Genomic DNA, 17,792 nt, shown 5'->3' on the forward strand with positions numbered 1-17,792 from the left:
CCATGTCGCGAGTGGAAGTCAACGCGCTCATCAAGGACTACGGCTCGGTGCGGGCGGTCCAGGAGGTGTCGTTCGTCGTCCCGGAAGGCGGCATGACGACCATGCTCGGACCGTCCGGCTGCGGCAAGACGACGACCCTGCGCTGCATCGCCGGGCTGGAGACGGCCACCGCCGGCCGGATCGTCATCGGCGCGCGCACCGTCTTCGAGGACGGCCGCGACCGCGTCCCGGTCGAGGCCCGCAACCTCGGCATGGTGTTCCAGTCCTACGCCATCTGGCCGCACATGACGATCGCGCGCAACGTCGCCTACGGCCTGAGGATGCGCGGCCGGTCGCGCGACGAGATCGCGCGCCGGGTCGGCGCGGCGCTGGCGCTGGTGCGCCTCGCCGATTACGGCGAGCGCTATCCGGGGCAGCTCTCCGGCGGGCAGATGCAGCGCGTCGTCCTGGCCCGCGCGCTGGCTTATGATCCCGAGCTCCTCCTGCTCGACGAGCCGCTGGCCAACCTCGACGCCCATCTGCGCGAGGAGATGCGGCAGGAACTGAAGCGCATCCAGCGCGAGACGGGCATGACGATGATCGCGGTCACCCACGACCAGTCGGAAGCGCTCGCCCTGTCCGACCAGATCATGGTGATGTCGCACGGCCGCGTCATCCAGCGCGGCCGGCCGGAGGACGTCTTCCGCACCCCGCGGACGGCGGAGGTCGCCCATTTCCTCGGCGCCACCAACCAGCTTCCGGCGAAGCGGGTCGACGGCCGGTGGATCGTCGACGGCCTGGGGCCGCTGCCCGACCACGCCGCCCCCGCGACCGGCGCCGACGCGGCGCAGGTCCTGTTCCGGCCGTCCGACGTGGTCCTGCGCCCCGCCGACGGCGGCGAGGGATGGCCGGGCGACGTCGTCTTCGCCCAGTATCTCGGGCGCGACGTGCAGTATCTGATCCGCTGCGGCGGGCGCGAGATCACGGTCGAGGTCCCGAGCCACGGCGGCGTCTTCGCGGAAGGCGCGCCGGTCCGCCTTCAGGTGGCGCCGGGCGGGCTCTTCGTCTATCCGGAGGGGCGCGCATGACCGCCGTCCTCGCGGCCGGCGGCGAACGGGCCGGCCGCCGGCGCCGGCTGCGGCCGCTCGGCCTCTACGTCGCCTTCGCGGCGACGGCGGCCGCCCTGCTCGTCCTGACCGTCTATCCGATGGTCTGGCTCCTCATCGGCAGCCTGCGCGAGGACGGCGGCTACGGGCTGTCCCACTTCCTGGAGCTGCGGGACAAGTTCGCCTTCGCCGACATCCTCGTCAACTCGTGGGTCTTCGCGCTCGGCTCCGCCGGTGCGGCCCTGGCGGTGGGCATCGTGCTGGCGGTGCTGGTGGCCCGCACCGACGTGCCGTTCAAGCGGCTCGCGCGCCTGACGGCCATCCTCGCCTTCGTCTCGCCGCCCTGGCTCACCGCCATGGCCTACGTCTACATCGCCAGCCCGAACGCCGGGTTCGCGAACCTGATCCTCGACCGGCTCGTCGGGGTCAAGCCGTTCGACGTCCAGTCCATGGGCGGGATGATCTTCGTCACCGCGCTCTTCCTCTACTCCTTCGTGTTCCTGACGGTGGAGGCGGCGCTCGCCTCGGTCGACGGCAGCTTCGAGGAGGCGGCGCGCGTCTCCGGCGCCCGGCCGATGACGGTGATCCGCACGGTGACGCTGCCGCTGGTGGCGCCGGCCATCGTGTCCGCCACCGCCTTTTCCGTGATCATTGCCTGGGGGCTGTTCGCGGTGCCGGCGATCCTCGGCATGCCGGTGCGCATCTACGTCTTCGCGACCCAGCTCTACCTCTTCCTGAACGCCTTCCCGCCGCGCCTCGAACTCGCCGCGGCGATGGGCGTCGTCTTCGTCGCGACCGCGCTGGCCGTCGGCCTGCTGGTGCGGCTGACCCGGCGCCGGCGCGGGCGCAGCTTCGCCGTCGTGGCGGGCAAGGGGGCGCGGGCCGCCGCCATGCCGCTCGGCCGCTGGCGGCCGGCGGGCGGCCTCTTCGTCGTGCTGGTGACGGTGCTCTCGGTGGCGGGCCCCTACGTCGTCATCCTGTGGATGTCGCTGAACGCCCGCTCGTTCGGCGCCTTCAGCCTCGCCGACCTGTCCTTCGCCAATTTCCACTACGTGATCTTCGAGTACTTCGCGTTCTGGCAGATCACCGGCAACAGCCTGAAGATCGCGGCGATGGAGGTGACCATCGTCCTCCTGGTGGCGACCCTGGTCTGCTATTTCGTGCGCCGCACCACGCTGCCGGGACGGGCCCTGCTGCAGGGTGCGGCGATGTACACCGTGCTGGTGCCCTCCGTCGCCTTCCTCACCGCCGTGATGTGGGCGTGGATCGGCTCCGCGGCGGGGCTCTACGGCGGGCTGCTGCTGATCGCCATGACCCAGGCCGCGCGCTCGCTGCCGATCGCCACCCGCAACATCGGCGACGGCTTCGGCCAGATCGACCGCGCGCTGGAGGAGGCGGCGAGCGTCTGCGGCGCCGGCCGGGCCCGGGTCACCACCACGGTGACGCTGCCGCTGCTGCGGCCGGTGCTGCTCGCCACCTTCACCCTGGTCGTCCTGTCGGCGCTGCGCGACTTGAACACGCCGCTGTTCCTGGGCGGCGGCTCGACCCGCTCGATGACGCTCCCCGTGCTGATCTTCCAGCTCTGGTCGGAGACGCGCACGGGCGAGGCGGCGGCGCTCACCATCGTGCTGCTGGCCATCACCCTCGTCATCTTCCTTCCCGTATCGCGAGCCTTCCGGCGCATCTAACGAGGAGAACGGACATGCAGCCGCTCGAAGGCTTCCGCGTGCTCGACCTGACCCATGTTCTCGCCGGCCCCTGCGCGACGCACCACCTGCGCTGCCTCGGCGCCGAGGTGATCAAGGTGGAGCGGCCGGGCACCGGCGACCCGATGCGCGAACTGGCCGTGCGGCCCGAGCTGGACGGCCTCTCCCCCGGCTTCCGCGCCCTCAACGCCGGCAAGCGGTCGGTCGTGCTGGACCTCGCCAGCGCCGCCGGACGCGAGGCCCTGCTGGGGCTGGCCCGGGAGGCCGACATCTTCGTCGAGAACTTCCGCCCCGGCGCGGCGCGGCGTCTCGGCCTCGGACCGGAGGACATCCGCGCCGTGCGGCCGGGCATCATCTACTGCTCGATCTCCGGCTGGGGCCAGAGCGGTCCCAACAGCGGCCGCGGCGCCTACGACCACGTTATCCAGGCGGCGACCGGCATGATGGCGCTGCAGGGCGACCCGTCGGCGACGGCGCCGACGAAGGTCGGCTTTCCCGTCATCGACATCGCCACCGGCCTCAGCGCCGCCGAGGCGATCCTGGCGGCGGTGATCCGCCGCCTGCGCGGCGACACGGCACCGCTCACCCTGGACGTCTCGATGGTCGATTCCGCGCTCGCCCTGATGTCCGGGCCGGCCGCCGCCGCCCTGGCCGCCGGCACGCCGCCCCGGCGGGTCGGCAACCGCGGCTTCGTCGGCAGCCCGGGCGCCGACACCTTCGCGACGTCCGACGGGTACATCTCCGTCGCCGCCAACACCAAGGGGCAGTTCACCGCGCTGTGCCGGCGGCTCGGGCGGCCGGAGCTCGCGGCACCGCCGCACGTTCCGGCCGAGATGGCCGCCGACGGGTTCCTGACCGACCTGGCGACGCCGGAGCTGCGGGCGGCGCTCGGCGACGCCTTCGCGTCCGCCGAGGCCGAGCCCCTGGAACGGATGCTCAACGAGGACGGCGTGCCGGCGTCGCGGGTGCGCGACCTGCACGACTACCTGTCGCAGGTCTACCGCCGCACGCCCGGCATCGGCATCGCCGGGGAACCCCTGGCCTTCGGGCCGGCCTTCCGCTGGGACGGCGGCGGCGCCATCGCCCTGCCGCCGGCGCCGCGCCTCGGCGCCGACACCGACCGGCTGGTTCCGGAGACGAACGCAGTGAGGACGCAACCGTGGTGAGCATCCATCGCGCCGATCGCGACGGCGTCGCCGTCCTGTTGCTGGACAACCCGCCGGTCAATGCGCTGTCGTGCCGGTCGGGTTTCGTCGACGCGCTGGCCGCGTCGCTGCGCGCCTGCGCCGCGGACGCCGCGGTGGCCGCCATCGTCGTCGGCGGGCACGGGCGGTGCTTTTCCGCCGGCGCCGACATCGCCGACTTCGGCGACGACCCGCAGGCCGACGTCGCGCCGATCCGGCGGCTGACGGCGCTGCTCGACACGCTCGACACGCCGGTCGTCGCCGCCCTGCACGGCGTGGCCTTCGGCGGCGGCCTCGAGCTGGCGCTCGCCTGCCACGCGCGGGTCTGCGCGGAGTCCGCCCGACTGGCGTTTCCCGAGGTGACGCTCGGCCTGCTGCCGGGGGCCGGCGGGACGCAGCGCCTCGCCCGGCTGGTCGACCCCGCGGCCGCCCTCGACCTGATGCTGTCGGGCCGCACGGTGCCCGCCGCGGAGGCCCTGCGGCTCGGCCTGGTCGACCGGGTGGCGCCGGCGGACCTCCTCGCCGAGGCGGCGGCGCTGGCGGCGGAACTCGCCGGGCGGGGCGCCCCGCCGCGCCGGGCGAGCGGGCTGGCGGCCGGACCGCTGCCCGACCTCGAGGCCGCCCGTTCGGCGGCGGCGCGGCGGCGCGGCCTGGGAGACGCGCCCGGCGCCATCGTCGACTGCGTCGAGGCGGCGTGCCGCCTGCCCTTCGCCGAGGGCCTGGCGTTCGAGCACCGGGCCTTCGATCGCCTGATGGTGTCGGAGGAGGCGCGCGGGCTGCGCCACGCCTTCCTGGCCGAGCGCAAGGCCGCCGCGGTCCCGGGCCTGCCGGCGCCGCGGCCGGCCGGGCGCTGGTCGCGTGTGGCCGTGATCGGAGCCGGGACCATGGGCGCGGGGATCGCCACCGCCCTGCTGGACGCCGGTCTCCCGGTGATCCTCACCGACCGCAGCGCCGACGCCCTGTCCCACGGCGCGGCCGCCGTCGAGCGCGCCATCGCCGTGGCCGTGGCCAAGGGCCGGTGCAGCGCCGAGGACGCCGCGGCGCGGCGTGCCCGCCTGACCCTCGCCGACGGACTCGACGCGGCGGCGGGCGCCGACCTGTTCATCGAGGCGGCGTTCGAGGACCTGGAGGTCAAGCGCGGGATCTTCCGCCGCATCGACCGCATCGCCGGTGCCGACGCCGTGCTCGCCACCAACACCTCGACGCTCGACGTCGACGCGATCGCCGACGCCACCGGCCGGCCGGAGCGGGTCGTCGGCCTGCACTTCTTCAGCCCGGCCAACGTCATGAAGCTGCTGGAGATCGTGCGCGGGCCGCGCAGCGATCCGCAGGTCGTCGCCGACGCCCTCGCGTTCGCGCGCGCGATCGGCAAGACCGGCGTCGTGTCCGGCGTCTGCGACGGCTTCATCGGCAACCGCATCTTCGAGGAATACCTCCGGCAGGCCTATTTCCTTCTCGAGGAAGGGGCGCTTCCCGCCCAGATCGACGGCGCCATGGAACGCTGGGGGTTCGCCATGGGCCCGCTGCGCGTCATGGACCTCGCCGGCCAGGACATCGGCTGGACCATCCGCAAGCGCCGCGCGGTGGAACGGCCGGACCGGCCCTATTCGCGGCTTCCCGACCTCCTGTGCGAGCGCGGCCGCTTCGGCCAGAAGAGCGGGGCGGGCTACTACCTCTACGGCGACGGCAACCGGAGGGGCGACCCGGACCCCGAGGTCGATGCCCTGGTGCTCGCCCATTCGGCGGCGCTGGGCGTGACGCGGCGCGCCATCGCCGACGAGGAGATCGTGGCGCGCTGCCTCTTCGCCATGGTCAACGAAGGGGCGCGCATCCTCGACGAAGGGATCGCCGCGCGGCCGCTCGACATCGACGTCGTCTATCTCAACGGCTACGGCTTCCCCCGCTTCCGCGGCGGCCCGATGGTCCACGCCGACCGTTTCGGGCTGGCGGCCGTGCTCGCGCGCATCGAGGGGTTCGCCCGCGGCTACCAGGGCTGGGCCTGGGAGCCGTCGCCGCTGCTCGTCCGCCTCGCGACGGGTGGTGGCAATTTCGCCGCGCTCAATGAATGATGGGCGCGTTCGGTCCGACCGGCCCCATCCACCCGGCCCCATCCACCCGACAGCGTCGCTGATCCCAGCGAGAGGTGCACCATGCAGGAAGTCTTCATTGTCGCCGCCCTCAGGACCGCCGTGGGCGGCTTCGGCGGCTCGTTGCGCGACGTTCCGCCCGCCGTCCTCGGCAGCACGGTCGCCCGCGAGGCGGTCGCCCGCAGCGGCGTCGATCCGCAGGCGGTGGGCCATGTGGTGTTCGGGCAGGTCGTGCCGACGGAGCCGCGCGACGCCTATCTGGCGCGGGTCGTCGGCCTGGACGCCGGCCTGCCGCAGGAGACGCCGGCGTTGACGGTGAACCGGCTCTGCGGCTCCGGCCTCCAGGCGATCGTGTCGGCGGCGCAGATGCTGGCGCTGGGCGACGCCGAGATCGCCGTGGCCGGCGGCGCCGAGAGCATGAGCCGCGTGCCGTTCCAGTCGCCGGCCACCCGCTGGGGCGCGCGCTTCGGCGACACCGCCCTGGTCGACGTGCTGCACGGCGTGCTCACCGACCCGTTCCACCGCATCCTGATGGGGGTCACGGCGGAGAACGTCGCGGAGCGCTACGGCATCACCCGCGAGCGGCAGGACGCCTACGCCCTCGAAAGCCACCGCCGGGCGGCGCGGGCCTGGGCGGAGGACCGCTTCGCGGGGCAGATCGTTCCGGTGACGGTCCGACAGAAGCGCCAGGCGGTCGCGTTCGAGCGCGACGAGCACGTGCGCGCCGACGCCGCCATCGAGGACTTCCGCAAGCTGTCCCCCGTCTTCAAGGAAGGCGGTTCCGTGACGGCCGGGAACGCATCCGGAATGAACGACGGCGCCGCCGCCGTCGTGCTCGCCACGGGCGATGCCGTCCGGCGCCACGGGCTGACCCCGCTGGCACGGCTCGTCGCCTACGCCCACGCCGGCGTGGATCCCGCCTACATGGGCATCGGGCCGGTGCCGGCCACCGTTTCGGTCATGAAACGGGCGGGTCTCGGCGTCGCCGACATGGCCGTCATCGAGGCGAACGAGGCCTTCGCCGCGCAGGCGTGCGCCGTCGCCCAGGAGCTCGATTTCGATCCCGAAACGGTCAATCCGAACGGCAGCGGCATCTCCATCGGCCACCCCGTCGGCGCCACCGGCGCCATCAACACCGTCAAGGCGGTCCACGAGCTGCATCGCACCGGCGGCCGCTTCGGGCTGGTCACCATGTGCATCGGCGGCGGACAGGGGATCTCGGCCATCGTCGAGCGCGTCTAGGCCCTGTCCTTTCGGAGGCGGAACGGTTGGCGGCGGGCTGCTCCCGCCCGCCGTCAGTGCAGCCGGCGCGGCGGCGCCTCGTCGCCGCCGCGGGACGGCCGCTCGACCCGCGCCTGCGGAGCCACCGGACCGGAATGGTGGTGCGCCAGCCGCCACTCCCCGTCCTCGCGCACGAACAGGTTGGAGGCCATCAGCACGGCCTCCGACAGCACCTCCTCGCAGAGCACCAGGCCGGTGTCGGCGTAGAGGTGCACGCTGGGATGGCGCGCCCGGATCATCGTCGCCACCGGGGCGGTCATCAGGTCCTTCCAGCTCTGCATCACCGCCTCGCGGCCGCACAGCGGCATCCAGCCCGGATGCAGGCAGGCCACCGGCGACCGCCGCGCCCACAGGGCGTCCATCGCCGCGAAGTTGCGCTCGTAGAAGGCGCGGTAGAAGGCTTGGTTGAGGGCCAGCAGGGCGTCGGTGTCGTTCATCGCGGGTGGCGCCTCCTTGGCGCGGGTGGCCGGACGGCCATGCTACCCGAAACCATGGGGCGCGCGCATCCGGTCCGCGCTACCATGGCGGCCACGGACGGGTGGAGGGGGACGGACCATGGACAATCCGTTGCGCGGGCGGTTCTCGGTCGCCCGCTTCGTCGCGGTGATGGTGAAGGAGTTCATCCAGATGCGCCGCGACCGCCTGACCTTCGCCATGATGGTCGGCGTTCCGGTCATGCAGCTCGTCCTGTTCGGCTTCGCCATCAACTCCGACCCCAAGGCCCTGCCCACCGCCGTGCTGGCGGCCGACGACAGCCCGTTCGCCCGCACCCTGGTGGCGGCCCTGGAGAATTCCGGCTACTTCGCGATCGGGCACCGGGCCGCGTCGCCCGCCGAGATCGACACGCTGCTGCGCGAGGGGACGGTGCAGTTCGCCGTCACCGTGCCCGCCGGGTTCGCCCGCGACCTGCAGCGCGGCGACCGGCCGGTCCTGCTGGTCGAGGCCGACGCCACCGACCCCGCCGCCACCTCCAACGCGCTCGCCGCGCTGAGCGTGATCGCCCGCCAGTCCCTCACCCCCGACCTGACGGGGCCGCTGTCCCATCTGCGCGCCTCGGCCGACCCCATCGAGCTGCGGGTGCACCGCCGCTACAACCCGGAAGGCATCACCCAGTACAACGTCGTTCCCGGCCTGATGGGGACGATCCTCACCATGACCATGGTGATCATGACGTCCCTGGCGGTGACCCGCGAGCGCGAGCGCGGCACCATGGAGAACCTGCTGGCGATGCCGGTGCGCCCGTTCGAGGTGATGCTGGGCAAGATCGTCCCCTTCATCGTCGTCGGCTATCTCCAGGTCGTCATCATCGTGCTGGCGGCGCGCCTGCTGTTCGACGTCCCCATCGTCGGCAGCCTCGCGCTGCTGTCGGCGGTCATGGTGCTGTTCATCGCCGCCAACCTGGCGGTGGGCTTCACCTTCTCGACCATCGCCAAAAACCAGCTCCAGGCGATGCAGATGTCGTTCTTCTTCTTTCTGCCGTCGATGCTCCTGTCGGGCTTCATGTTTCCCTTCCGCGGCATGCCGGGCTGGGCGCAGACCTTGGGCGAGGTGCTGCCGCTCACCCACTTCCTGCGCATCGTCCGCGGCATCCTGCTGAAGGGCAACGGCTGGTCGGAGATCGCCGGCGAGGTGCTCGCGCTGGCCGCCTTCATGGCGGCGGCCATGGTGGTCGCCCTGAAACGCTACCGCCAGACCCTGGATTGAGCCGGGCACAACCTTTCATTAAGGACCGCCGGCGCTAAATGGGGGCTGCCATTGCAGGGGGGAATGCGATGCGCCGGATGCTGGCATGGGCGATAGCGCTCGTCGGTACGGTCGTGGCGGCGACGGGGGCCGCCGCGGCGGGGGGCCGGGAAGGGGCGGCGCACGGGCAGCCGCAGCCCGTCGCCTGGAGCGGGATCGCCAAGCCGAGCCGCGGCGTCGCCCAGGCCATCGGCGGTTATGCCGCGGGGTGCCTGTCCGGCGGCGTGGCGCTGAGCGGCGAGGGCCCCGGCTATCAGGTCATCCGCATGAGCCGGCGGCGCTACTACGGCCATCCCGAGCTGGTCTCCTTCCTCAGGGATTTCGGTGGCGGGGTGGCGGCCGCGGGGCTGGGCACCGCCCTGATCGGCGACATGGCACAGCCGCGGGGCGGGCCGATGCGGGCCGGCCACGCCAGCCACCAGAGCGGCCTCGACGCCGACGTCTGGCTGCGCCTCGACCTGCCGTCCCTGGCGCGCAAGGCCCGCGAGTCGCTGGCCGAGATCAACTACGTCGACTACGACCGCAAGCGGGTGACGCCGGCCTGGTCCGACCGTCAGGCGGAGATGGTGCGGCTGGCGGCGCGCGACCGGCGGGTCGAGCGCATCTTCGTCAACCCCGTCATCAAGCGCGAGCTGTGCCGGCGCGACTGGCCGGACCGCGCCTGGCTGCGCAAGGTGCGGCCGTGGTACGGCCACGACGGGCACATGCACGTCCGCCTGTCCTGCCCGCCGGGCAGCCCGCACTGCGTGCCGCAGAAGGCGCTGCCGGACGGCGACGGCTGCGGCGACGACCTCGCCTGGTGGCTGGAGCGGATCGAACCGCTGCGGCCGATCCCGCCGGACAAGGCGGTGACGCCGGCGCCGAAGCTGCCGGCGGCCTGCGCGGCCGTGTTCCGCGCCGACGGGACGGTGGTGGCCGAGACGGAGAAGCTCCGCCTACAGGATAACAATTAGCCTCTGTTCCGCTCCGAGCGAAGAGATTACCCTAAAAGAGGGGCGACGGCGCACGAGCGGGTGCCTATGGCTGCGAACGACAGGAACAGCTCCGGCGAACCGGAAGGATTGAGCCTCCGGACGCGGCTCTACGCCTGGTGGGAGGGGTACGACCTGTCCGCGCTCAAGCGCAAGGACGACTCCGAGGATCGCCAGGAGGGCGCGGCGCCGGTGCCGGCGAAGGCCGCCGTCGGCATGAACCGCTGGGGGAAGCCGCTGTGGTCCGCCACCCGGATGGAGGTGGCCGAGCGGCTGTGGGGATCCGGGTTCGTTACCCCCGGCGGCAATGACCACGTGCCCTATCTGGTCAAGCCGATGGGGCTCAACCCGGCGATGAGCGTGCTCGACCTGTCGGCCGGCCTGGGCGGCACCAGCCGGGCGATGGCGGCCAAGTACGGCTGCTGGGTCACCGGCCTGGAAAGCTCGCCACTGCTGGCCAAGGAGGGGATGCAGCGCTCCTTCAAGGAGGGGCTGGAGAAGAAGGCCCCCATCGAGGCCTACGATCCCGAGCGCTTCAGCTATTCCAAGCGGGTCGACGCCATCCTCTACAAGGAGGGGATGTTCGCGGTCCGCGACAAGGACCAGCTGTTCGACGGCATCGAGGTGGCGCTGAAGCCGCGCGGCCACCTGCTGCTGACCGACTACATCCTGGCGCCGGACGCCAAGCGCGGCGTCATCGAGGCGTGGACCGACAAGGAGCCGCTGGAGCCCAACCTGTGGTCGCTGGAGCGCATGCAGAACGCCTTCGCCCAGCGCAACCTCGACCTGCGCATCGCCGAGGACATGACCGACACCCATCGCCACCTGATCCTGGTGGCGATCCAATCCTTCGCCCACTATCTCGAACAGTACGCGCTGACCCACGAGACCAAGGTGTCGGTGGTCGACGAGATCGAGCTGTGGGCGCGCCGCGTCGCCGCCCTCGAGGCCGGCTTGCGCTGCTACCGCTTCTATGCCCTCAAGCCGGCGGAGTAGGGGGCGGAAGCGGGCGGGTCGGCGCCGCGTTCGCCGGCGCTCTGCCGGTTGACACTCCATGGGCGCCGCACTATGGTGCGCGCCCTGTACCTAGCCGCCGACCGCACCAGGAAGACCAGTCATGAAGATCGTCAACTCGCTGAAGTCGATGAAGACGCGCCACAAGGCCTGCCGCGTGATCCGCCGCAAGGGCCGCGTCTACGTCATCAACAAGCAGAACCCGCGCTTCAAGGCCCGCCAGGGCTGACACCGGGCGGGCGGCCGGTTCCGCCGGCCGCGTCTGCACGCGATGCGAAAACGACGAGCCGCGCCGGACCTCCGGCGCGGCTCGTCGTTTTGCGCCATCGCATCGGCGACGCCTCGCCGGCTGCGGAGGAGGACGGCGAAGCCGGGTTCGCGTATGATCGGCGGCGGGATGAGGTCTTTCGGAGGTCGTCCATGAAGCCGTTCGCCCTGGGCCTTTGCCTGTTCCTGGCCGTTTCGCCCGCCGCCGCGCAGACCGCGCCGCCGCAGATTCCCGGGCAGCCCGAGCCGTCGCGGGTCGTCGCCGCCACCTACACCGTCGACCCCGGCCACACCCAGGTGGCGTTCGCGGTGAACCACCTCGGCTTCAACGTCTACCACGGGCTGATCGGCGGCAGCACCGGCACCCTGACCCTCGACCCGGCCCGGCCCGAATCGGCGAGCGTCGCCATCGAGATCCCGCTGGCGGAGGTGGTGACCACCAGCCCGGAACTGACCGATCATCTCAAGACCGCCGACTTCTTCGACGTGGCGAACCACCCCACCGCGACGTTCCGGTCCACCTCCGTGACGGTCGACGGGACGCGCGCCCGCATCGCCGGCGACCTCACCCTGCGCGGCGTGACCCGGCCGGTGGAGCTGGACGCCCGTTTCGTCGGCGCCGGCATGAACCCCATGCACAAAACCCTGACCGCCGGGTTCGAGGCGACCACCTCGATCCGGCGCAGCGCGTTCGGCATCGCCTTCGCCCTGCCGGCGGTCGCCGACCAGGTGGACCTCGCCATCACCGTGGCGTTCGAAAAACCGGAGTAGGGCGCCGGCGCGTCGGCGCCGGCCGTCCCGCGGTGCGGCGCCGATCCCCGGCCGCCGTCCCACCTCCTTGTGCCGGCGGATAAGTGGTGATACCACTTGTTCCGGAACGCCCGCATCGTCAGCGACGGGCGACGGCCGAGGAGGACACAGCCGGCATGAGGATGCCCGAACCGGACCGCGGCGTGATCGCCAACCGCCGCGCGATCGTCGAGCGCCTGCGCACCATCGTGCCGGGCGAGGGGGTGATCGTCGACGAGGAGGAACTGCGCGCCTACGAGTGCGACGGGCTCATGGCCTACCGCCAGCCGCCGCTGGTGGTGGTGCTGCCCTCGACGACCGACCAGGTGAGCCGGGTCCTCAAGGCCTGCCGGGAGATGGGCGTCAAGGTGGTGCCGCGCGGCGCCGGCACCGGCCTGTCGGGCGGCGCCCTGCCGCTCGCCGACGGCGTGCTGCTCGGCATGGGCAAGTTCAACCGCGTGCTGGAGGTCGACTACGACAACCGCTGCGCCGTCGTGCAGCCCGGCGTCACCAACCTCGGCATCTCCAACGCGGTGGCCGAGCGCGGCTTCTACTACGCCCCCGATCCCTCCAGCCAGATCGCCTGCACCATCGGCGGCAACGTCGCCGAGAACTCCGGCGGCGTCCACTGCCTGAAGTACGGGCTGACCACCAACAACCTGCTGGGCGTCGAGATGGTGCTGATGGACGGCACCGTGCTGCGCCTCGGCGGCAAGCACCTGGACGCCGGCGGCTACGACCTGCTGGGCGTCGTCACCGGGTCGGAAGGGCTGCTCGGCGTCGTCACCGAGGTGACGGTGCGCATCCTGCGCAAGCCCGCCATCGCGCGGGCCGTGCTGATCGGCTTCCCCTCCAACGAGAGTGCGGGCGACTGCGTCGCCGCCATCATCGCCGCCGGCATCATTCCCGGCGGCATGGAGATGATGGACCGTCCGGCCATCAAGGCGGCGGAGGACTTCGTCCACGCCGGCTACCCCCTCGACGTCGAGGCGCTGCTGATCGTCGAGCTGGACGGGCCGGAGGCCGAGGTCGACCACCTGATCGAGCGGGTCAGCGCGATCGCCCGTGCCAAGGGCTCGGTCACCCTGCGCGTCTCCTCCTCGGAGGAGGAGCGGCTGAGCTTCTGGGCCGGCCGCAAGGCCGCCTTCCCGGCGGTCGGCCGGATCAGCCCCGACTATCTCTGCATGGACGGCACCATCCCGCGCAAGGCGCTGCCGTTGGTGCTGCACCGCATGCAGGAGATGTCGCGCAAGCACGGGCTGCGCGTCGCCAACGTCTTCCACGCCGGCGACGGCAACCTGCACCCGCTGATCCTCTTCGACGCCAACCAGCCCGGCGAGCTGCAGGCGGCGGAGGACTTCGGCGCCGACATCCTGACCTTGTGCGTCGAGGTCGGCGGGGTGCTCACCGGCGAGCACGGGGTCGGCGTGGAGAAGCGGGACCTCATGGGCCGCCAGTTCTCCGAGACCGACCTGAAGCAGCAGCAGCGCCTGAAGTGCGCCTTCGACCCCGACGGGCTGCTCAACCCCGGCAAGGTGTTCCCGGAGCTGCACCGCTGCGCCGAGCTGGGGCGCCTGCACGTCGCCGGCGGCCAGCTGCCGTTTCCCGACATTCCCCGTTTCTGAGGGCCGCCCTCCCATGCCTGCCGACGTCCTGGCGATCACCACCCTTCGTCCCGACACCCCGGCGCAGCTCGTCGACGCCGTCCGCTGGGCGCTCGCCAACGAGGAGCCGCTGGAGGTGCGGGGCCGCGGCACCAAGCGCGGCCTCGGCCGCCCGGTGCAGGCGGCGCACGCGCTGGACCTCTCGGCGCTCGCCGGCGTCGTCGCCTACGAGCCGGAGGAGCTGATCCTCACCGTCAAGGCCGGCACGCCGATGGCCGAGCTGCTGCCGCTCCTGGCCGAGCGGCGCCAGCACCTCGCCTTCGAGCCGCCGGACCTCGGGCCGCTGTTCGGCCTGCCGGCCGGCGGCGGCACGCTCGGCGGCGTGCTGGCCGGCGGCCTGGCGGGGCCGCGGCGCATCGCCGCCGGCTCGGCGCGCGACCACCTGCTGGGGCTGGAGGGCGTGTCGGGGCGCGGCGAGATCTACAAGGGCGGCGCCAAGGTGGTGAAGAACGTCACCGGCTACGACCTGCCGAAGCTGATGGCCGGCTCCATGGGCACGCTGACGGCGCTGACCGAGGTGACGGTGAAGGTGCTGCCGGCGCCCGAGGACACCCGCACCCTGCTGCTGGCCGGCCGCGACGAGCAGGCCGCGGTGCAGGCGCTGACCCGGGCCCTGCAGAGCCCGCACGACGTCACCGGCGCCGCCCATCTGCCGGAGGCGGTGGCCGAGCGTTCCGGCGTGGCGACCGTCGCCTGCCTGCGCGCCGCCGCCACGGCGGTCCGGCTGGAAGGCTTCGGCCCCTCGGTCGCCGCCCGCCTCGCCGCGCTGACGGCGGAGCTGGGCGCCGATGCGGTGCTGGAGCGCGAGGAGTCCCTGGCGCTGTGGCGCGAGATCCGCGACGTCGCCCCGCTGGCCGGGCCGGCCGACCACCACGTCTGGAAGTTGTCGGTGCCGCCCGCCGCCGGGCCCGGGGTGATCGAGGACATCCTGCTGCGCCTGGGCGACGGCCGCTTCTACATGGACTGGGGCGGCGGCCTGATCTGGCTGGCGGTGGCGCCCTCGGCCGATCCCGCGGCGATCCGCGCCGCCCTGGTGCCGAGTGGCGGGCACGCCACCCTGGTGCGCGCGCCCGACGCGGTGCGCGCCGCGGTCGACGTCTTCCAGCCGCAACCGGCTCCCCTCGCCGCGCTGGCCGCGCGGGTCAAGGAGAGCTTCGATCCCCGTCGCGTCCTGAATCCCGGCCGTCTCTACGCCGGGGTCTGAGGTCCGGAGCCCATGCAGACCAGCTTTTCCCTCGACCAGCTCGCCAAGGCCGACATCCAGGAGGCGGAGCGCATCCTGCGCAAGTGCGTCCATTGCGGCTTCTGCACGGCGACCTGCCCGACCTACGTGACGCTCGGCGACGAGCTCGACAGCCCGCGCGGCCGCATCTACCAGATCAAGGCGATGCTGGAGAAGGGCGGCACCCCGTCGGACGCGACGGTGAAGCACCTGGACCGCTGCCTCTCCTGCCTGTCCTGCATGACGACCTGCCCGTCGGGGGTCGACTACATGCACCTGGTGGACCATGCCCGCACCCGGATCGAGCGGACCTACACCCGGCCGCCGCTGGACCGCGGCCTCCGCGCGCTGCTGGCCCGCCTGCTGCCGAACCCGCGGCTGTTCCGGCTCGCCCTCCTCGGCGCGGCGGCGGCGCGGCCCTTCGCCGGGCTGATGCCGCGGCGCCTGCGCGCCATGCTGGCGCTGCTGCCCAAGGGCGGGGTCCCGGGACCCAGCCCGGTCGACCGGCCGCAGACCCATCCGGCGGCGGGCCCGCGGGTCAGACGCGTCGCCATGCTGGCGGGCTGCGCCCAGCAGGTGCTGGCGCCGTCCATCAACGAGGCGACCGTGCGCCTGCTGACCCGTCACGGGGTCGAGGTGGTGGTCGCCAAGGGGGCGGACTGCTGCGGCGCGCTGACCCACCACATGGGCAAGACCGACCTCGCCCACGCCAGCGCCAAGCGGACCATCGACGCCTGGCTGGCCGAGATGGACGGGGCCGGGCTCGACGCCATCGTCATCAACGCGTCGGGCTGCGGCACCACGGTCAAGGACTACGCCCATCTCTTCGCCGGCGATCCCGTGTGGGAGCCCAAGGCGGCGCGGGTCGCGGCGCTGGCCAGGGACGTGACGGAGGTCATGGCCGACCTCGGCCTCCGGCCGCCGGCGACGGCGACGGGGCAGGCGGTCGCCTACCACTCCGCCTGTTCGATGCAGCACGGCCAGAAGATCAAGGCGCCGCCGCGCGACTTGCTGCGCAGCGCCGGCTTCACGGTGCGCGAGATCCCCGAGGCCCATCTCTGCTGCGGCTCCGCCGGCACCTACAACATGCTGCAGCCCGACCTGGCGGGCGAGCTGCGCGACCGCAAGGTCCGCAACATCGAGAGCGTCGCCCCCGACGTGGTGGCGGCCGGCAACCTCGGCTGCATCACCCAGATCGCCACCGGCACCGGCATCCCCGTGGTGCACACGGTCGAACTGCTGGACTGGGCGACCGGCGGCCCGCTGCCCGAGGCGCTGCATGGCCACCCCGCCTTCGTCCGGCCGTCGGCCCGCCCGGTGCGGGCGGCGGAGTAGGAGCCTGCGTGCCGGTGTCGTCCCTGCCGTAGTGCGCGGTCCGGGCGGCGGATTCCCTGACCTTGGCGTCGGCGGTCGCGGCGGCCGCCGCGCGGCGCCGCCCGGCGTGCGTGCCGGTTCCGGTCGGCGAACTGTTGCCCTGCGACGGCTCCGGCTGCGGCAGGTCGTCGCGATCGATGGTGCGCTCGTCGTCGCTCGCGGCGTGCGCTCCCCTCGTGAAGCTCCGTTCGGGCGATCCCTTTCGCCGACACGGTGGCGACGATGCGGTTCCACCTGTTCCCGCCGGCCGCGCAGCCTGCTACACCTTACCGAAGCACCTCGGAACGGATCAGATGGAAAGCGACCGCGTGGCAATGGACATGGAGAGCGAGAGCGCCGGGTACGGGATGGCTCACCGGTTGTCGGCCTGGGCGGTCCACGTCTTCACCGGCAGCGGCGTGGTGCTGGGGCTCCTGGCGCTGCTGGCGATCTTCGACGGCCAACCGGCCATGGTCTTCCTATGGCTGGGCATCGCCCTGGTGGTCGACGGGGTCGACGGCACCTTCGCCCGCCGCGCCCGGGTCAAGGACGTGCTGCCGGCCATCGACGGCTCGGCGCTCGATCTGGTGATCGACTACATGACCTACGTGGTCGTGCCGGCGCTGTTCCTCTACTGGTTCGGCCTGCTGCCGCCCCACGTCGGCATCGCCGGCGCCGGCTGGATCCTGCTGACCGCCCTCTACTGCTTCGCCAACACCGGCATGAAGAGCGCCGACAACTATTTCGTCGGCTTCCCGGCGATCTGGAACGTGGTGGCGCTGTACCTCTGGCTGCTCGACCTCGACCCCTGGATCAACGTCGCGGTCATCGTCGTGCTGGGCCTGCTGACCTTCACCACGGTGAAGTTCCTGCACCCGTTCCGGGTGCGCACGCTGATGACCCTCAACATCGTCGTCATCACCGCCTGGCTGGTGACCAGCGCCTGGCTGGTGGTCGACTTCCCCGACCGTTCGCCCGTCGCCTTCGCCATCTGGCTGGCGACCTCGGTCTACTACGCCGCGATGTGCCTGTGGCGCACGGTGCGCGGACCGGGGTGAGGCACTGCGTGGACGGACGTGCGGCCGTCAGGGACTTCTCGTCGATGAGCACCCGCCGGGTCATGCGGCCGTTCGTTCGACGAAATGTCGAGCGGCGCCGAGGACCGCCTGCACGTCGCTGCGATTCAAGGTCGGCCACTGCTCGAGGATCTCGTCGAGGCTGAGGCCGTCCGAGAGATTCTCGAAGGGGTGGCAACGGGAATGCGCGTGCCGCGGAAACACGGCACGCCGCCCATGATCTGGGGATCACGCACGACGATCGTCCGGAGGTCGATGTTGTTGCCCATGATGGGCCTCCCGAAGTCGATGACGGCACCGCCCGCCCGATGTCCGTAGCGTAGACGGGCGGGCGTTCCGGTGAAACCGCC

The 17,792-nt window shown here is 72.4% G+C and carries 16 protein-coding genes and 1 pseudogene; 14 read left to right on the forward strand and 3 right to left on the reverse strand.

The genetic code is table 11. The annotated features are described in order from the left end of the window. The first annotated feature begins 2 nt into the window (after positions 1-2). The 5 genes from ACSBPG_RS19565 to bktB all read left to right on the forward strand — a co-directional run bounded on the left by ACSBPG_RS19565 (position 3) and on the right by bktB (position 7,304). A complete protein-coding gene (locus tag ACSBPG_RS19565; RefSeq protein WP_435538883.1) occupies positions 3-1,067 on the forward strand; it encodes an ABC transporter ATP-binding protein in 1,065 nt (354 codons plus the stop codon). Further along, a complete protein-coding gene (locus ACSBPG_RS19570; RefSeq protein WP_435538884.1) occupies positions 1,064-2,773 on the forward strand; it encodes an ABC transporter permease in 1,710 nt (569 codons plus the stop codon). The genes ACSBPG_RS19565 and ACSBPG_RS19570 overlap by 4 nt, the downstream gene beginning before the upstream one ends. A 14-nt stretch (positions 2,774-2,787) precedes the next feature. Next, a complete protein-coding gene (locus ACSBPG_RS19575; RefSeq protein ID WP_435538885.1) occupies positions 2,788-3,957 on the forward strand; it encodes a CaiB/BaiF CoA transferase family protein in 1,170 nt (389 codons plus the stop codon). Beyond that, positions 3,954-6,044, forward strand: a complete 2,091-nt coding sequence (locus tag ACSBPG_RS19580) for a 3-hydroxyacyl-CoA dehydrogenase NAD-binding domain-containing protein (protein WP_435538886.1) — start codon at positions 3,954-3,956, stop codon at positions 6,042-6,044. The genes ACSBPG_RS19575 and ACSBPG_RS19580 overlap by 4 nt, the downstream gene beginning before the upstream one ends. 81 nt (positions 6,045-6,125) lie before the next feature. After that, on the forward strand, positions 6,126-7,304 hold the full coding sequence (gene bktB, locus ACSBPG_RS19585; RefSeq protein ID WP_435538887.1) for a beta-ketothiolase BktB: 1,179 nt from the start codon (positions 6,126-6,128) through the stop codon (positions 7,302-7,304). A 53-nt stretch (positions 7,305-7,357) separates the two neighbouring features. Here bktB and ACSBPG_RS19590 read toward each other — a convergent pair whose 3' ends face one another. Continuing rightward, positions 7,358-7,780: a nuclear transport factor 2 family protein gene (locus ACSBPG_RS19590; protein ID WP_435538888.1), complete on the reverse strand. Its 423-nt coding sequence runs from the start codon at positions 7,778-7,780 to the stop codon at positions 7,358-7,360. Positions 7,781-7,898: 118 nt separating this feature from the next. On the opposite strand from ACSBPG_RS19590, the gene ACSBPG_RS19595 reads away from it, so the two are divergent. The 9 genes from ACSBPG_RS19595 (at position 7,899) to pcsA (ending at position 17,424) form a co-directional block, all read left to right on the forward strand. After that, entirely contained in the window at positions 7,899-9,047 is a 1,149-nt protein-coding gene (locus tag ACSBPG_RS19595; protein ID WP_435538889.1) for an ABC transporter permease, read from the forward strand. Positions 9,048-9,124: 77 nt separating this feature from the next. Beyond that, positions 9,125-10,039 (forward strand): penicillin-insensitive murein endopeptidase, encoded by a 915-nt coding sequence (mepA, locus tag ACSBPG_RS19600; protein ID WP_435538890.1) that lies wholly within the window; start codon positions 9,125-9,127, stop codon positions 10,037-10,039. A 108-nt stretch (positions 10,040-10,147) separates the two neighbouring features. After that, the gene (locus ACSBPG_RS19605) at positions 10,148-11,053 is read left to right on the forward strand and encodes an SAM-dependent methyltransferase (protein ID WP_435538891.1); all 906 of its coding nucleotides are present in this window, start codon (positions 10,148-10,150) and stop codon (positions 11,051-11,053) included. Positions 11,054-11,174: 121 nt separating this feature from the next. Then, positions 11,175-11,300, forward strand: coding sequence for a type B 50S ribosomal protein L36 (ykgO, locus tag ACSBPG_RS19610; RefSeq protein WP_012973122.1), 126 nt, complete (start codon positions 11,175-11,177; stop codon positions 11,298-11,300). A 191-nt stretch (positions 11,301-11,491) separates the two neighbouring features. Beyond that, positions 11,492-12,109, forward strand: coding sequence for a YceI family protein (locus ACSBPG_RS19615; RefSeq protein WP_435538892.1), 618 nt, complete (start codon positions 11,492-11,494; stop codon positions 12,107-12,109). Between the two features lie 155 nt (positions 12,110-12,264). After that, positions 12,265-13,752, forward strand: coding sequence for an FAD-linked oxidase C-terminal domain-containing protein (locus ACSBPG_RS19620; RefSeq protein ID WP_435538893.1), 1,488 nt, complete (start codon positions 12,265-12,267; stop codon positions 13,750-13,752). 13 nt (positions 13,753-13,765) lie between these two features. Further along, positions 13,766-14,995, forward strand: a complete 1,230-nt coding sequence (gene glcE / locus ACSBPG_RS19625) for a glycolate oxidase subunit GlcE (RefSeq protein ID WP_435538894.1) — start codon at positions 13,766-13,768, stop codon at positions 14,993-14,995. A 12-nt stretch (positions 14,996-15,007) separates the two neighbouring features. Beyond that, complete coding sequence (glcF, locus tag ACSBPG_RS19630; protein ID WP_435538895.1) at positions 15,008-16,348, forward strand: glycolate oxidase subunit GlcF; 1,341 nt, start codon at positions 15,008-15,010, stop codon at positions 16,346-16,348. Positions 16,349-16,680: 332 nt separating this feature from the next. Continuing rightward, positions 16,681-17,424 carry a phosphatidylcholine synthase gene (gene pcsA / locus ACSBPG_RS19635; RefSeq protein WP_435538896.1) on the forward strand — a complete coding sequence of 248 codons (744 nt, stop codon included), beginning with the start codon at positions 16,681-16,683 and terminating at the stop codon, positions 17,422-17,424. Between the two features lie 60 nt (positions 17,425-17,484). Here pcsA and ACSBPG_RS19640 read toward each other — a convergent pair whose 3' ends face one another. Both ACSBPG_RS19640 and ACSBPG_RS19645 read right to left on the reverse strand, forming a co-directional pair. After that, positions 17,485-17,646 carry a DUF433 domain-containing protein gene (locus tag ACSBPG_RS19640; RefSeq protein WP_435538897.1) on the reverse strand — a complete coding sequence of 54 codons (162 nt, stop codon included), beginning with the start codon at positions 17,644-17,646 and terminating at the stop codon, positions 17,485-17,487. Continuing rightward, positions 17,622-17,711 (reverse strand): annotated as a pseudogene (locus ACSBPG_RS19645) (DUF433 domain-containing protein); the annotation flags it as partial. The pseudogene ACSBPG_RS19645 and the gene ACSBPG_RS19640, both read right to left, overlap by 25 nt. Between the last annotated feature and the right edge of the window lie 81 nt (positions 17,712-17,792).

This window comes from Azospirillum sp. ST 5-10 (assembly GCF_051225715.1).
In the GTDB taxonomy this organism is placed as follows: Bacteria; Pseudomonadota; Alphaproteobacteria; order Azospirillales; family Azospirillaceae; genus Azospirillum.

Excerpts from the sequence above, each read along its gene's own strand:
- ACSBPG_RS19565 (WP_435538883.1), top strand. The coding sequence starts at position 3 with ATGTCGCGAGTGGAAGTCAACGCGCTCATCAAGGACTACGGCTCGGTG.
- ACSBPG_RS19570 (WP_435538884.1), top strand. The coding sequence starts at position 1,064 with ATGACCGCCGTCCTCGCGGCCGGCGGCGAACGGGCCGGCCGCCGGCGC.
- ACSBPG_RS19575 (WP_435538885.1), top strand. The coding sequence starts at position 2,788 with ATGCAGCCGCTCGAAGGCTTCCGCGTGCTCGACCTGACCCATGTTCTC.
- bktB (WP_435538887.1), top strand. The coding sequence starts at position 6,126 with ATGCAGGAAGTCTTCATTGTCGCCGCCCTCAGGACCGCCGTGGGCGGC.
- ACSBPG_RS19590 (WP_435538888.1), bottom strand. The coding sequence starts at position 7,780 with ATGAACGACACCGACGCCCTGCTGGCCCTCAACCAAGCCTTCTACCGC.
- ACSBPG_RS19595 (WP_435538889.1), top strand. The coding sequence starts at position 7,899 with ATGGACAATCCGTTGCGCGGGCGGTTCTCGGTCGCCCGCTTCGTCGCG.
- mepA (WP_435538890.1), top strand. The coding sequence starts at position 9,125 with ATGCTGGCATGGGCGATAGCGCTCGTCGGTACGGTCGTGGCGGCGACG.
- ykgO (WP_012973122.1), top strand. The coding sequence starts at position 11,175 with ATGAAGATCGTCAACTCGCTGAAGTCGATGAAGACGCGCCACAAGGCC.
- ACSBPG_RS19615 (WP_435538892.1), top strand. The coding sequence starts at position 11,492 with ATGAAGCCGTTCGCCCTGGGCCTTTGCCTGTTCCTGGCCGTTTCGCCC.
- ACSBPG_RS19620 (WP_435538893.1), top strand. The coding sequence starts at position 12,265 with ATGAGGATGCCCGAACCGGACCGCGGCGTGATCGCCAACCGCCGCGCG.
- glcE (WP_435538894.1), top strand. The coding sequence starts at position 13,766 with ATGCCTGCCGACGTCCTGGCGATCACCACCCTTCGTCCCGACACCCCG.
- glcF (WP_435538895.1), top strand. The coding sequence starts at position 15,008 with ATGCAGACCAGCTTTTCCCTCGACCAGCTCGCCAAGGCCGACATCCAG.
- pcsA (WP_435538896.1), top strand. The coding sequence starts at position 16,681 with ATGGAAAGCGACCGCGTGGCAATGGACATGGAGAGCGAGAGCGCCGGG.